The sequence below is a fragment of the Mitsuaria sp. BK037 genome (assembly GCF_014193045.1).
Taxonomy (GTDB): domain Bacteria; phylum Pseudomonadota; class Gammaproteobacteria; order Burkholderiales; family Burkholderiaceae_C; genus Roseateles.
In genome coordinates this window covers 1,441,902-1,456,916 of sequence record NZ_JACHYS010000001.1, presented here as the reverse complement: position 1 = coordinate 1,456,916, position 15,015 = coordinate 1,441,902, and the positions used below count along the sequence as shown (strand labels likewise).

General features: G+C 71.5%; 11 protein-coding genes. 8 read left to right on the top strand and 3 right to left on the bottom strand.

The annotated features are described in order from the left end of the window. Positions 1-9: 9 nt before the first annotated feature. The 3 genes from FHT37_RS06110 to FHT37_RS06100 all read right to left on the bottom strand — a co-directional run bounded on the left by FHT37_RS06110 (position 10) and on the right by FHT37_RS06100 (position 4,097). Complete coding sequence (locus tag FHT37_RS06110) at positions 10-1,743, bottom strand: DUF1302 domain-containing protein (RefSeq protein ID WP_183479509.1); 1,734 nt, start codon at positions 1,741-1,743, stop codon at positions 10-12. Positions 1,744-1,790: 47 nt separating this feature from the next. Further along, entirely contained in the window at positions 1,791-2,567 is a 777-nt protein-coding gene (locus tag FHT37_RS06105; RefSeq protein WP_183479507.1) for a coniferyl-alcohol dehydrogenase, read from the bottom strand. A gap of 66 nt (positions 2,568-2,633) precedes the next feature. Then, complete coding sequence (locus tag FHT37_RS06100) at positions 2,634-4,097, bottom strand: benzaldehyde dehydrogenase (protein ID WP_091724581.1); 1,464 nt, start codon at positions 4,095-4,097, stop codon at positions 2,634-2,636. Positions 4,098-4,377: 280 nt separating this feature from the next. Between FHT37_RS06100 and FHT37_RS06095 the strand changes: the two genes are divergently transcribed. The 8 genes from FHT37_RS06095 to FHT37_RS06060 all read left to right on the top strand — a co-directional run bounded on the left by FHT37_RS06095 (position 4,378) and on the right by FHT37_RS06060 (position 14,756). Continuing rightward, positions 4,378-6,222, top strand: coding sequence for a sigma-54-dependent Fis family transcriptional regulator (locus FHT37_RS06095; protein WP_183479505.1), 1,845 nt, complete (start codon positions 4,378-4,380; stop codon positions 6,220-6,222). 234 nt (positions 6,223-6,456) lie between these two features. Further along, positions 6,457-7,698 (top strand): thiolase family protein, encoded by a 1,242-nt coding sequence (locus FHT37_RS06090; RefSeq protein ID WP_183479503.1) that lies wholly within the window; start codon positions 6,457-6,459, stop codon positions 7,696-7,698. A 7-nt stretch (positions 7,699-7,705) separates the two neighbouring features. After that, positions 7,706-9,274, top strand: coding sequence for an acyl CoA:acetate/3-ketoacid CoA transferase (locus FHT37_RS06085; RefSeq protein WP_183479501.1), 1,569 nt, complete (start codon positions 7,706-7,708; stop codon positions 9,272-9,274). Continuing rightward, positions 9,271-10,086, top strand: coding sequence for a crotonase/enoyl-CoA hydratase family protein (locus FHT37_RS06080; protein ID WP_183479499.1), 816 nt, complete (start codon positions 9,271-9,273; stop codon positions 10,084-10,086). The genes FHT37_RS06085 and FHT37_RS06080 overlap by 4 nt, the downstream gene beginning before the upstream one ends. Then, a complete protein-coding gene (locus FHT37_RS06075; RefSeq protein WP_183479497.1) occupies positions 10,083-11,933 on the top strand; it encodes a feruloyl-CoA synthase in 1,851 nt (616 codons plus the stop codon). Before FHT37_RS06080 ends, FHT37_RS06075 begins: the two co-directional genes overlap by 4 nt. Before the next feature lie 5 nt (positions 11,934-11,938). Beyond that, complete coding sequence (locus tag FHT37_RS06070; RefSeq protein WP_183479495.1) at positions 11,939-12,712, top strand: SDR family NAD(P)-dependent oxidoreductase; 774 nt, start codon at positions 11,939-11,941, stop codon at positions 12,710-12,712. A gap of 41 nt (positions 12,713-12,753) precedes the next feature. After that, positions 12,754-13,782 (top strand): aromatic ring-hydroxylating dioxygenase subunit alpha, encoded by a 1,029-nt coding sequence (locus tag FHT37_RS06065; RefSeq protein WP_091724574.1) that lies wholly within the window; start codon positions 12,754-12,756, stop codon positions 13,780-13,782. After that, positions 13,779-14,756, top strand: a complete 978-nt coding sequence (locus FHT37_RS06060; protein ID WP_183479493.1) for a PDR/VanB family oxidoreductase — start codon at positions 13,779-13,781, stop codon at positions 14,754-14,756. The genes FHT37_RS06065 and FHT37_RS06060 overlap by 4 nt, the downstream gene beginning before the upstream one ends. Positions 14,757-15,015 lie beyond the last annotated feature (259 nt).

The window sequence follows — 15,015 nt, the reverse complement described above, 5'->3', positions numbered from 1 at the left end:
CGTGGAGCGTCAGAAGGTGCGCGAGACGGCGAGGCTGACGAAGGCGCGGTCGCGCAGCGTCTGGCCGAAGGTGAGCTGGCGCGGCGAGCCGCTGCCGGCGACCAAGGTCTCGGTGAAGGTCCTGGCGGTGCCGAAGAAGTCGCTGTAGGTCAGCGCCACGTTCCAGGCGTTCTGGTACTTGCCCTTGAGCCCGATGCTGTAGTCGCCGGCCTTGGACGCGCCGCCAGCGAAGTTGGCGATGGCCGAGGACCGGCCGCCGAAGTTCCAGCCCAGGCCGATGGGGACCGAAAGGTCCAGCCCCGGCAGCACCTGGAAGTACTGCGGCTCGAAGAGCACGCGCAGCGCGAAGGCGCCCTTGGTGGTGTTCGGGTCCAGTCCGCCGATGCCCTGGCTCGCGCCATTGCTGGCGGCGAAGATGTCCTTGGTCACGCTGAGCCGGCGGTTGTAGGCCAGCTCGGCCAGCAGCGCCCCGCCCTGCCACAACGCGCCGGGCTGCAGCACGTAGATGCCCGAGGCCTGCAGGTGGGCGGTGCGGCCCACCGCGAAACACGGCGAGTCGCTGCCACCGCAGCTCAGCACCGGACCCAGGCCCAGCACGGCGGGGTCGCTGTTCAGCGGTGCATTCCAGCGCAGCGAGCCCTCGACGGCCCAGTTCAACTGGCCGATCGACGAGGTGACGCTCGCGCCGAGGGTGCGGATGTCGTCGCCATAAGCGAGATGCACATTGCCGTTGACGAAGTCGAACACCGGCACGGCCGGCGTCTTGTCGTGGTACTGCGCGGCGTAGAGGCCGAACTCGTAGTCGCTGCCGGTCGGGCTGATGCGCAGCTGCACGCCGCCCTGCCCCGAGTCGCGCGGCCGCAGGTCACGGCTCCTGTCGTAGGTCAGCAGGATGGGGCTGCCGTCGGGCGCCTGGCCGAAGTTGACGGTGCCGGTTCCGACGTAGTCCTGGTTGGAGAAGTAGCTCCCGACGCCGGGGATCTTGCTCGGCCGCCACTTGAGCTGGTAGTACGCGCCCAGCGAGAGGCCCTCGGCGATCTGCAGCGAGCCCGACACCTGCTCCACCGGCAGCAGCACTTCCTTGAACTGCCAGCCGGGCACCGACATGATCTTGGCCACGTCAACCGGCCCTTGCGCGTTGGCGATGCCGTTCTGGCCGAAGAACAGGCTCTCGCCCCATTGCAGCGTGTGGCGTCCGACGCGCACGGTGCCCTTCATGCCGGCGATCTCGCCCTTGAAGTAGACGAAGGCATCGAGGAACTCGCCGCTGCGACCGTGCTGGCGGCGCGTGTCGGGCAGGAACTCGTTGGCGGCCTGGCCGGGGAAGCCGTTGGACGTCGACACGGCGGTGCCCAGGTCGTTGCCGCCGGCGTAGACCTCGGTGCCAGCGTAGCGGTTCTTGCGCAGGTAGACCGCGTCGCGCCACGCGTTGCCGCTGAGCCGCGCGCCGAAGTTCTGGCTGGTGAGGTCGAGCTCGGCCAGCAGGTCGAAGCGGTTGGAGATCTGGCCGCGCTTGAAGTTGTGGTCGCCGTCGTCCTCGTTGACGGTGCCGGGATCGACGGCCACGTCCAGCCGCGTCAGCGCGGCGGACGGATTCTTGAGCCGCACGGCGGTGCTGTACTTGGGCGTCAGGTCCAGGCGCAGCTTGTAGTCGCTGCTGGGCAGGTCGATGTCGAAGGCGTGGGCGGCCGGCAGGGCAAAAGCTGCCGCCACCGCCAGCGCGAGGCGGGTGGGTCGGGTCATGTTGTCTCCTCGAGGGTGGTGCGGGCTCGGTGGCCCGCTTGAATGAATCAGAGGTAGGTCGAGGCCAGCCCGCCGTCGACCGGCAGGTTCACGCCGCTGATCCAGCGCGACTCATCGGCGCACAGGAAAGCGATCACGGGCGCGACCTCATCCGCCAGCGCCGGGCGCTTGATGCGGTGGGCATCCTTCTGCACGCGCTCCTCGCCGAGCATCTGCACGAAGTCGCCCAGGATGGGCGTCATCACCGGACCGGGCGCGACGCAGTTCATCCGCACGCCGTGACCGAGGAACCACTTCTGCGACTGCGTGACGGTCCAGACGATCAGCGCTTCCTTGAAGTACTGGTAGCAGGTGTCCTGCGCCACCGGCTTCTTCGCGAGGAAGGCCAGCCCCGCCTCGAAGCTGGGCGTCTCGGCCAGGGCCTTGTGCAGCGCCAGCCGCTCGGGCCATTCGGCGCCGAGGATGGACGCGATGTTGACGATGGCGCCGCCGTGATTCCCATGGGGCAGGCGCTCGATGGCGCGCGTGCACAGGTGGCGCAGCCCGAGGTAGTTGACCCGCGCCACCAGGTCCACTGGCGCGGTGCCGGGCACGCCGGCGATGTTGCACAGCGCGTCGAAGCGCTCGGGCAGCTGCTTGAAGGCGGCGTCGATGGCGGCCTGCTCCGACAGGTCGGCCTTGATGAAGCCGTCCAGCGTCAGCGCGGGCTCGTTGCGATCCACGCCGATGACGCGCGCGCCCTTCAGGCGCAGGAAGCGCGCGGTCTCGGCGCCGATGCCGGAGCTCGCGCCGGTGATGACGATGGTCTTGCCATGGAAGTTCATGCTTGTCTCCTTGTGTGTTGTCGTCTGTCTGCTGCCGCGGGCCCGCGCCGTCTCGCGCGGCGCGCGTCAGAACGGGAACTGCGGCGGCGCGTCCTTGACGGTCAGCCACTGCCAGGTGCTGAACTGCTCCCAGTCGCCGGGGCCGCCGTGCGAGTTGCCGTTGCCCGCGATGCCGGGGCCGCCAAAGGGATTGACCGCGTCGTCGTTGACCGTCTGGTCGTTGATGTGGACCATGCCGGCGCGCAGTTGCCGCCCCAGCGCCAGTGCGCGACCGACCGAGCGCGAGATCACGCCGGCCGCCAGCCCGCCCTGGCTGTCGTTGGCCAGCGCCACGGCCTCCTCGTCCGTCTTGAAGGTCACCAGGTTGACGACGGGGCCGAAGGTCTCGTGGTCGTAGGTCGGCATGCCGGGCAGCACGCCGGCCAGCACGGTGGGTTTGTAGAAGAGGCGATCGAACGTGCCGCCAGCCAGCAGCTGGGCGCCAGCCCGGACGCTGGCCTGCACCGCGGCATGCACGCGGTCTCGCTGGCGCTCGTCGATCAGCGGCCCCAGCGCGACCTGGCCGGTGGCGCCGTCGCCCACCGGCAGCTGCCGGGCCTTGGCGACCAGGCGCTCGGTGATGGCGGGAGCGATGGCCTCGTGCACCAGCACGCGGTTGCTGGCCATGCAGATCTGGCCCTGGTGCAGCCAGGCGCCCCAGGCGATGTTGCTCGCGGCCAGGTCGAGGTCGGCGTCGTCGAGCACGACCAGCGCATTGCTGCCGCCCAGCTCCAGCGAGACCTTCTTCAGATGGCGGCCCGCCAGCTCGCCGATGCGGCGCCCCACGCCGACCGAGCCGGTGAAGGAGATCATCGCGATGGCCGGATCCTCGACCAGCGCCTCGCCCACGGCCGCGCCGCCCGGCAGCACGTGCAACAGGCCGGCGGGCAGGCCGGCGGCCTCGAAGACGCGGGCGATCAGGAAGCCGCCGCTGACCGGCGTGCGCGGGTCGGGCTTGATGACGACGGCGTTGCCCGCGGCCAGCGCCGGCGCCACGACGCGCAGCGTCAGCACCAGCGGGAAGTTGAAGGGCGAGATCACCCCCACCACGCCGAGCGGCACGCGCCGCGCGACCGACAGCCGCCCCGGCGTGCTGGGCAGCACCTGCCCCTGCGCCTGCAGCGGCATGGAGGCTGCGATCTGGCAGAACGCGATGGCCTCGCGCAGCTCGTGCTGGCCCTTGGGCAGGATGGCGCCGCTCTCGCGGGTGACGAAGAGCGCCAGCTCGTCGAAGTGATCCTGGAACAGCTGCGCCGCGCGCAGGAACACGGCGGCGCGCTCGCGCGGCGGTGTGGCCGCCCAGCCCGCCTGCGCCTGCGCGGCGATGCGCGCGGCCGGCGCCACGTCGGCCGCCACGGCAACGCCGGTGCGCGTCAGCACCGCGCCGGTGGCGGGCTCGATCAGGTCGGCGGACTCGGCGGCGGCGCGCCAGCCACCGCTGTACACGTGCTCCTGCCACAGGGCGGGGTCGAGGAAGGGTCGAGAGGTCATGTCAGGCCACGCTGAAGAGGTTGAAAGGCACGAACCCGGTGTTCGCTCGCCCTCTTCCAGTGCAACGCCCGTGCCGCGCCATGCCAGGGCGGCGCGCCGCCGCGGTGCATCGATGCGCCGGCCTGGATCGTTTTCAGAGTGAAACCATCGCCCGCCCTGGGACTTTCCCTGCCCTCAATGTGAATGCCACTGTCACGGGTTATCCCGGGTCATCGATATTTATGAAATGAAAACAATTTGAGGACCCGACCCGCGGTCGACCTGCTCAATTGATCAAGCCATGACCAAGCCGCCTCGCATCTCCCTGGCCGAAGTGGCCCGCCAGACCGGCGCGATGCTGCGCCGCGGCGACAGCCGGCACTTCGTCGAGGCACAGCAGCCGACGATGGACGACCTGACCGAGTCGCTGTTCTTCTCGCCCGGCGACGGCCGCATCTGGCTCAACGACCAGCGCATGCTGCTGCTGCACAGCTCCGCCGTCGGGCACCTGCGGCGCGAGCTGATCGACACGCTGGGCCTGGAGCGCGCGCGCGGCCTGCTCACGCGAGCCGGCTACGTGTCTGGCGCGCGCGACGCGCAGCTGGTGCGCGAGCGCTGGCCGCAGGCCGACGCGGCCAACGTCTTCATGGCGGGCACGCGGCTGCATGCGCTCGAGGGCGTGGTCAAGGTGACGCCGCTGGCCTTCGACTTCGACATCGACCGCGGCACCTACGAGGGCGAGTTCCTCTGGGAGCACTCCAGCGAGGACGACGAGCACATCAGCGCCTACGGCATCGGCACCGAGGCGGCCTGCTGGTCGCAGGTGGGCTACGCCACCGGCTACGTGACCAGCCTGTTCGGGCAGCTCGTGATCTTCCGCGAGGTGGAGTGCCGCGCCATGGGCGCGAGCGTCTGCCGCGTGATTGGCCGCCATGCCGCGGCCTGGGGCGACATCAGCGAGGACCTGCGCTACCTGGAGGCCAAGGACTTCCGCCGCATCAACGCCGCCGCGGAGCCCGCCCCGTCGTCGCCGGCCGCGCCGGCCGACACCAGCGGCGAGCGAGTCAAGGAGCGGGATGGAGCGCCCCCAGAAGGCCACGCAGACCGCCAAGCCGAACGCCATGACATCGTCGGCGCCTCCTCCGCCTTCAACTCCGCCTGCCACCAGCTCGCGCGCGTGGCGCCCACCCGCGCCACCGTGCTCTTCACCGGCGAATCGGGCGTCGGCAAGGAGGCCTTCGCGCGCCGGCTGCACCGCGTCAGTCCGCGCGCGGCCGGGCCCTTCATGGCGGTGAACTGCGCGGCCATTCCGGAGACGCTGATCGAGAGCGAGCTCTTCGGCGTCGAGCGCGGCGCGTTCACCGGGGCCAGCCAGTCGCGCCCTGGGCGCTTCGAGCGGGCGCACGGCGGCACGCTGTTCCTGGACGAGATCGGCACGCTGAGCCTGGTCAGCCAGGGCAAGCTGCTGCGCGCGCTGCAAGAGGGCGAGATCGAGCGCGTGGGCGGCACGCGCGTGCTGGAGGTCGACGTCCGCGTGGTCGCCGCGACCAACGTCGACCTGCAGGCCGAGGTCAGCGCCGGGCGCTTCCGCGAGGACCTCTACTACCGCCTCAACGTCTACCCCATCCACCTGCCGCCGCTGCGCGAGCGGCGCGACGACGTCCCGCTGCTGATGGCGCATTTCCTGCGGCGCGAGGCCCAGCGGCACGGCCGCCATCCGACCGGCTTCACGCCCCGCGCCGTGCGGGCGATGCTGCACTACGCCTTCCCCGGCAACATCCGCGAGCTGCAGAACCTGGTCGAGCGCGGCGTCATCTCGGCCGAGGACGGCCAGGCCATCGACGTGGCCCATATGTTCCGGCGCGAGCAGCTCAGCGACGAGGCGCTGCTGGCCATCGGCGCGCACGGCACGCTGCGCAAGGGCGGCGCGCCGGCGCCGCGCTTGCTGGACCTGCTCGGTGAGGCGCTGCACCTCGGCAGCGCCGGCCACGTCGCGCTGGACGCCATCGAGCGCCAGCTGCTGCGCGAGGCCACCGAGGCCGAGCACGGCAACCTCGCCGCCGCCGCCCGCCGCCTGGGTCTCACGCGGGCGCAGCTGGCCTATCGCCTGCAGCGCGCGGCGCAGCCGCCAGCGCCGGCCGGCTGAACTGCGGCCATTTTGGCTGTGGCAATCAATTCATTTCAGTAATCAATCCATCGCTTGATAGCCGCCGGCGACATCGCCGCGGCCGCGCAAGCCTGCGCCGCACTGCCGATCAGGTGCCAGTGAAGCCGCTGATTGCGGTTCCGATGTCCGTGCAAACCCTGAATGTCTCACTCTTCTTTTAGTTAATACTGTTAATCATCAGCAGCCAAGCAGCTGGCCTCGCCAGACGCCCCCATGCCCGACTTCTCCGCCCGATTCGACGATCACTGGCTCCTCGACGGCGCGCGCACGCCGCTGGTGGACTACTGCGGCGCGCTGGCCGAGGTCTCGCCCATCGACCTGGGCATCAAGGCGGCCCGCGCCGCGCTGACGCGCGCCCAGGTGCCCGGCGCCGCCATCGACTCGGTCGTCACCGCCTCGATGGCGCAAGCCTCCTTCGACGCCTACATGCTGCCGCGCCACGTCGGCCTGTACGCCGGCGTACCCATCGCGGTGCCGGCCATCCTGGTGCAGCGCATCTGTGGCAGCGGCTTCGAGATCATTCGCCAGGCCGCCGACCAGATCACGCTGGGCTACGCCAGCCTGGCGCTGGTGGTGGGCGCGGAGTCGATGTCGCGCAATCCGATCTGCGCCTACACGCACCGCGGCGGCTTCCGGCTCGGCGCGCCGGTCGAGTTCAAGGACTTCCTGTGGGAAGCGCTCGACGACCCGGCCGCCAAGGTCTCGATGATCCAGACGGCCGAGAACCTTGCGCGGAAATATGGCATCTCGCGCGCCGAGGTCGATGCCTATGCCGCGTCCTCGTTCGAGCGCGCGCTGCGGGCGCAGGCCGAGGGCTTCCATGCCGGCGAGATCGTGCCGGTGACGAGCGAGCGCTTCGAGCTCGACGGCTATGAGCCGCGCGGCATCAAGCTGCCGCGCAAGGTCGCCGTCGCCGATCGCGACACCCATCCGCGCCCGTCCCCGCTCGAGGCACTCGCCGCGCTGCGGCCGGTGTACGAAGGCGGCGTGCAGACGGCCGGCAACTCCTCGGCGCTGGTCGACGGCGCGGCGGCGGTGGTCGTGGCCTCCGGCGCCCAGGTGCGCGATCGCGGATTGCGGCCGCTGGCGCGCCTGCGCGGCGCGGCGGCGGCCGGCGTGCCGCCCGAGATCATGGGCATCGGCCCCGCGCCGGCCATCCGCGCGCTGCTGTCGCGCTGCGGGCTGACGCTGGCCGACATCGACCTCTTCGAGATCAACGAGGCCCAGGGCGCCCAGACCCTGGCCTGCGCGAAGGAGCTCGGCCTGGACCTGAACCGGCTCAACGTCAACGGCGGCGCCATCGCGCTGGGCCATCCGCTCGCCGCCACCGGCGTGCGCCTGACCCTCACCGCCGCGCGCGAACTGCAGCGTCGCGGTGGCCGCTACGCCATCGTCTCCGCCTGCGTCGGCGGCGGCCAGGGCATGGCCCTGCTGATCGAAAACCCCGCTGCCTGAGGCCCCCATGAAGATCATCACCGCCGACCAGGTCGGTCCCCTCGTCAAGGATGGCGCCACCCTCTTCCTCGGCGGCCTGGCCATGATGGGCCTGGCCGAGGAAGTGCTGCAGGGACTGGAGCGCCACTTCCTCGCCACCGGCCATCCCAACCAGCTCACCACCTGGGCCTGCGGCGCGATCGGCAACGCCGGCAGCGGCGGCATGGCCCACCTGGCCCATCCGGGCATGGTCAAGCGCGTCGTCGCCGGCCATTTCGGGCAGACGGGCAAGGCCATGATGGCCCGGGTCCATGCCGGCGAGGTCGAGGCCTACAACTTCCCGCAGGGCTCGCTGTCCAGCCTCACGCGGCACATCGCCAGCCGCTCGCCGGGCCTGCTGACCAAGGTCGGCCTGGGCACCTTCGTGGACCCGCGGCAGGAAGGCGGCCGGCTCAACGCCGCTTCGCGCGAGGACCTGGTGCGCCTGGTCGAGTTCGAAGGCGAGGAGTGGCTCTTCCATCCCGCGCCGCGCATCGACGTCGCCTTCATCCGCGCCACCTATGCCGATGAACGGGGCAACCTCAGCATGGACAAGGAAGGCGTGCTGCTGGAGCAGCTCACCATCGCGCAGGCCGCGCGCGCTTGCGGCGGCATCGTGGTCGCGCAGGTCGAGGCGGTCGTAGCCGCCGGCAGCCTGCATCCCAAGAGCGTCAAGGTGCCGGGCCTGGTGGTGGACTACGTCGTCGTCGCCCAGCCGGAGAACCACCTGCAGACCATCACCACCGCCTTCAATCCCGCCTTCAGCGGCGACGTGCGCGTGCCGCTGGACCGCGTGCCGGCGCTGCCGCTGGACGAGCGCAAGGTCATCGCCCGCCGCGCCGCGATGGAGCTGCGGCCCGGTGCGGTCACCAACCTGGGCATCGGCATCCCGGCCGGCGTGCCGTCGGTGGCGGCCGAGGAAGGCGTGGCGGGCCTGCTCACGCTGAGCGTCGAATGCGGCGTGAACGGCGGCGTGCCCGCGCAGGGCGGCGACTTCGGCCTGGCCTACAACCCCGAGTCCATCATCGAGCAGTCCTCGCAGTTCGACTTCTACGACGGCGGCGGCCTGGACTGCAGCTTCCTGGGGCTGGCCCAGACCGACCGCCATGGCAACGTCAACGTCAGCAAGTTCAACGGCCGCCCGGTCGGCTGCGGCGGCTTCATCAACATCACCGCCTCGACGCCGCGCCTCGTGTTCTGCGGCAGTTTCACCGCCGGGGGCGTCGAGCTCGCCGTTGCCGACGGCCAGCTGCGCATCCACCAGGAAGGCCGCGCGCGCAAGTTCGTCGAGCAGGTCGAGCAGATCACCTTCAACGGTCGCGATGCCGCGCGCCGCGGCCAGGAGGTGCTCTTCGTCACCGAGCGCGCCGTCTTCGCGCTGCGCGAGAACGGCCTGGAACTGACCGAGATCGCGCCCGGCATCGACCTGGAGCGCGACGTGCTGGCCCACATGGAATTCCGCCCGCTGATGCGCGACGTGAAGACCATGGACGCCGGACTTTTCCGCGACCATTGGGGCGGCCTGGCCGCCGCCCTCACCTCCGCGAGCCCCGCATGAACGCCGCCACCGACTTCCTCCCCGCCAGCGGCCTGCTGGCCCAGCTCGACCTGCTGCTCATCGAGCATGCCGGCGCCGTCACGCACCTGCGCCTGAACCGCCCCGCCAAGCGCAACGCCATCAACGAGGCGTTGATGCGGCAGCTGCACACCGCCCTGCTCAACCTGCCGGCGTCGACGCGGGCGCTGGTCGTCAGCGGTGAAGGCGCGCACTTCTGCGCCGGCCTGGACCTGTCCGACCTCAGCGAGCGCAGCGTGGCCGAAGGCGTGCTGCACTCGCGCGGCTGGCATGTGGTCATGGACGCGCTGCAGTTCTGCAGCGTGCCGGTGGTGGCGGCGCTGCACGGCGCGGTCGTGGGCGGCGGGCTGGAACTGGCGGCGGCCGTCCACATCCGCGTGGCCGACGAGACCGCCTACTTCGGCCTGCCCGAGGGCCAGCGCGGCATCTTCGTCGGCGGCGGCGGCTCGGCCCGCATCCCGCGCCTGGCCGGCACGGCCTGCATGACCGACATGATGCTCACCGGCCGCGTGCTGGATGCCCACGAGGGCGAGCGGCGCGGCCTGGCACAGTACGTGGTGCCGCCCGGCGAGGCCGTCGCCAAGGCCATCGAACTGGCCGGCCGCATCGCGCAGAATGCGCCGCTGTCCAACTTCGCCGTGACCCAGGCGCTGCCGCGCATCGCCGACCTGCCGCAGGCCGACGGCCTGTTCATGGAGTCGCTGATGGCCGCCATCGCCCAGGGCGACGAAGTGGCCAAGCAACGGCTGCAGGACTTCCTGCAGAAACGCAGCCCCAAGATCGTCAAGTCATGAAGCCGCGCTACCGCCCCGTCGCCATCGGCGGCTGCCTGGACCACACCCGCGTCGAGCCGCGCGACGACGGCGGCTTCGTGCTGCGCTCGACCGAGGCGCTGGCAGCCTATCCCCGGCACATGGGCGAGCGTCTCCAGCACTGGGCGCGGACCGCGCCGGACCGGCTCTTCGCCGCGAAGCGCGATCCGGACGGCGCCTGGCGCGCTCTCAGCTACGCCGACATGCTGACGCGGGCGCGCTCGCTGGGCCAGGCGCTGCTGGACCGCGGCCTGGGTGTGGACCGGCCGCTGGTCCTCCTGTCCGACAACGATCTCCCGCACCTGAGCCTGATGCTGGGCGCGATGTGGGCCGGCATCCCGAGCGTCAGCATCTCGCCGGCCTACTCGCTGGTGTCGACCGACTTCGGCCGCCTGCGCCACATCCTGGGCAAGGCCACGCCGGGCGCCGTCTACGCGGCGGATCCCGGCTACGCGGCGGCCATCGAGGCCGTGGTCGACGCCGGCACCTGCGTGATCCTCGGCGAAGGCCGGCTCGCCGGCCGGGCCACGGAGCGCTTCGACGACCTGCTCGACACCGCGCCGGGGTCCGCGCTGGACGCCGCCCATGCGCAGGTGGGTCCGGACACCATCGTCAAGCTGATGTTCACCTCGGGCTCGACCAAGGCGCCCAAGGGCGTGATCGTGACGCAGCGCATGTGGTGCGCCAACCAGCAGATGACGCTGCAGACGCTGCCCTTCCTGGCGGAGGAGCCGCCGGTGGTGCTGGACTGGCTGCCGTGGAATCACACCTTCGGCGGCAACCACAACCTGGGCATCGTGCTCTACAACGGCGGCAGCCTCTACATCGACGAGGGCAAGCCGGTGCCGGGCCGCTTCGAGGACACGCTGCGCAACCTGCGCGAGATCGCGCCGACGATCTTCTTCAACGTGCCCAAGGGCTATGACGAGCTGGTCTCGGCGCTGCGGGCCGACACCGCGCTGCGCGACCACTTCTTCAGCCGGCTGCGCCTGGTGGAATGCGGCGGCGCGGGGCTCTCGGCCAAGACGCTGGACGCCTTCAACCAGCTTGCCGAGGCTGCCATCGGCGAACGCATCCGCCTGGCCGCGGGCCTGGGCATGACCGAGACCGCCCCGACCTGCACCTTCGCCATCCCCGAGGACAGCCGGCCCGGCTTCATCGGCTGCCCGGTGCCCGGCGTGGAGGTCAAGCTGGTGCCGGCCGGCGACAAGCACGAGGTGCGCTTCCGCGGCCCCAACGTGATGCCCGGCTACTGGCGCGAGCCCGAGCTGACGCGCGAGGCCTTCGACGACGAGGGCTACTACCGCACCGGCGACGCCGCGCGGCCCGCCGATCCCGCCGACCCGGCCCAGGGCCTGATGTTTGACGGCCGCATCGCCGAGGACTTCAAGCTGTCCACCGGCACCTTCGTCAGCGTCGGACCGCTGCGCGCCCGCGTGGTCGCGCTGGGTTTCCCCTGCGTGCACGACGCCGTCGTCACCGGCCTGGGGCGCGACGAGATCGGCCTGCTGATCGTGCCGCGCCTGGGCGAGGTCCGCCGGCTGGCGGAGCTGCCCGACAGCCTGCCCGCCGCCCAGGTGCTGGCCCATGCGATCGTGCGCGGCTTCTTCCAGGACCTGGCCGACCAGCTCTGGGCCCAGGGCACCGGCAGCGCCAACCGCCCGGCGCGGCTGCTGCTGCTGGCCGAGCCGCCGTCCATCGACGGCGGCGAGATCACCGACAAGGGCTCGATCAACCAGCGCGCGGTGCTGAGCCGCCGCGCGGCGCTGGTCGAGCTGCTGCACGAGGCCGCCGACGGCCATCCCGACGTCATCACCCCCCACCGCTGACCACCATGAACCTCACTGGACAAGCCGCCCTCGTCACCGGCGCCGGCTCCGGCCTCGGCGAAGCCGTGGCCCGCACCCTCGCCGCCCAAGGCGTTCGCGTCGCGCTGCTCGACATCAACGAAGCCGGCGCGCGCCGCGTGGCCGACGACCTTGGCGCCGACCGCGCGCTGGCGCTGCGCTGCGACATCACCGATGCCGCCTCCGTCACCGCCGCGCTGGACGCCGCCACGGCCGCCCACGGCCCGGCCCGCATCCTCATGAACGTCGCCGGCATCGGCACCGCCAAGCGCATCGTGCAGCGCGACGGCTCGCCGGCGCCGCTGGAGGACTTCGAACGCGTCGTGCGCATCAACCTGATCGGCACCTACAACATGACGCGCCTGGCGGTCAGCCGCATCGCGGCGCTGGCGCCGCTGGCCGATGGCGAACGCGGCGTCGTCGTCAACACCGCCTCGGTCGCCGCCTTCGATGGCCAGGTCGGCCAGGAGGCCTACTCGGCCTCCAAGGGCGGCATCGTCGGCATGACGCTGCCGCTGGCGCGCGACCTCGCCCAGTTCGGCGTGCGCGTCTGCACCATCGCGCCCGGCCTGTTCGCCACCCCGCTGATGAAGGAATTGCCCGAGGAGGTGCAGCAGAACCTGGCCGCGGCCATCCCCTTCCCCAAGCGCCTGGGCCTGCCCGAGGAATTCGCCGCGCTGGCCGCGCACATCGTCGCCAACGGCCACCTCAACGGCGAGGTCATCCGCCTCGACGGCGCGCTGCGCATGGCGCCGCGCTGAGCGCGCCGGTCCCGCCCCAGGTCCGTTCCCGAGGAGTTCCCATGTTCATCACCAACACCTGGTACGTCGCCGCCCGCAGCGAGGAGGTCGGCACCGACAAGCCGCTGGGCCGCAAGGTCTGCAACCACGCGATGGCCTTCTTCCGCGACAGCGCCGGCGCCGTCCGCGCGGTGGAGGACTTCTGCCCGCACCGCGGCGCGCCGCTGTCGCTGGGCCGCGTGAACGGCGACACGCTGGTCTGCGGCTACCACGGCCTGGCCATGGGCGGCGACGGCAGGACCGTGTCCATGCCCTGCCAGCGCGTGCGTGGCTTTCCGGCCATCCGCAGCTTCCCGGTCCATGAGGCGCACGGCTTCATCTGGGTCTGGCCGGGCGACGCCGCGCAGGCGGACCTGGCCGCGCTGCCGGCCTTCGAGTGGCTGGGCAACCCGGCCTTCGGTTATGGCGGCGGCCTGTACCACATCGCCTGCGACTACCGGCTGATGATCGACAACCTGATGGACCTCACCCACGAGACCTACGTGCATGCCGGCAGCATCGGCCAGAAGGAGATCGACGAGATCCCCTGCACCACGCGCGTGGACGGCGACCACGTCATCACCGAGCGCCACATGCAGGGCATCGAGGCGCCGCCGTTCTGGCGGATGGCGCTGCGCATGAACGGCCTGCCCGAGGACCAGCCGGTGGACCGCTGGCAGATCTGCCACTTCACGCCGCCCAGCCACATCATGATCGAGGTCGGCGTGGCGCTGGCCGGCCACGGGGGCTACGAGGCGCCCGACGAGGTCAAGGCGGCGAGCTGGGTGGTGGACTTCATCACCCCGGAGACCGACACCTCCATCCACTACTTCTGGGGCATGGCGCGCAAGTTCAAACCCCAGGACCCGGCGCTCACCGAGCAGATCCGCGAAGGCCAGGGCCGGATCTTCGCCGAGGACCAGGAGATGCTGGAGCGCCAGCAGCAGAACCTGCTGGCCTGGCCGCAACGCCAGCTGCTGATGCTCAACATCGACGGCGGCGGCGTGCAGTCGCGCAAAGTCATCGATCGGCTGATGGCGGCGCGGGCATGAGCGCGCCGATCCTCGCGCCCATCACGGCGCTGATCCCCGTCCGCGTCCAGGCCAAGGCCGCCGCCGCGCGGGACGTCTGCGCCGTCACCCTCGTGGCCGCCGATGGCGGCGCCCTGCCCGCGTTCACCGCCGGCGCGCATGTGGACGTCCATCTGCCGGGCGGCCTGGTGCGGCAGTACTCCCTCAGCAACGATCCCGCCGAGACCCATCGCTACGTGCTGGGCGTGCTGCTGGAAGCGACCTCGCGCGGCGGATCGCGCGCGGTGCATGAGCAGTTGATGCCGGGCCAGACGCTGCAGATCGGCGCGCCGCGCAATCATTTCCCGCTGGTGCCGTCGGCCCGTCGCAGCCTGCTGATCGCCGGCGGCATCGGCATCACGCCGCTGCTCGCGATGGCGCGCCAGCTCGCCGGCGCGGGCGCGGACTTCGCGCTGCATTACGCGGCCCGCGATCTCGAGCGCATGGCCTTCCGCGCGGAGATCGAGGCCAGCGCCTGGGCCGGCGCGGCCCGCTTCCATGTCGGCCCCGACCGGCTGGACGTGCCTGGGCTGCTGGCGGCGCAGGCGGCCGACACGCATGTCTACGTCTGCGGACCCAAGCGCCTGATCGACACCGTGACCGAGGCCGCCCGGGCACTGGGCTGGGCGGGCGACCGGGTCCATCACGAGTTCTTCGCCGGCGCCGAGGCACCGGCGCCGGGCCAGGACCGCCCGTTCGAGCTCGAGCTGCGCTCGGGCCGCGTCATTCCCGTGGCGGTCGGCCAGAGCGCCGCGCAGGCGCTGATCGCGGCGGGCGTCCCGCTGCTGACGTCCTGCGAGCAAGGCGTCTGCGGCACCTGCCTGACCGGCGTGCTGGCCGGCGAGCCCGAGCACCGCGACCTGTACCTCACGCCGGAGGAACAGGCGGCCAACGATCAGTTCACGCCCTGCTGCTCGCGCGCACGGAGCGACCGGCTGGTGCTTGATCTCGGTTGAGCGGCGGGCGGGCGGAGGATGCGCCGGTCACTCCTGGACGTATCGAGCCCCATGGGATGAGCCGTCGCCCCGCACTCTGCGCCGCGGCGACCTGAAAGTCCTGAGCCCCGGATGAATTGCGGCTGAATCGTCCGGAAAGTCGCAACGCGGCCGGTTTCAGGATTCTTCAGGGGGGCTCCCGCTCCGCTATCCTGCGCGCACCTCCGCGCCCGTGCGCGCCCCAGTCGCCGGCCCCCGGGCCTGCCCGCCGTCCCCGCCC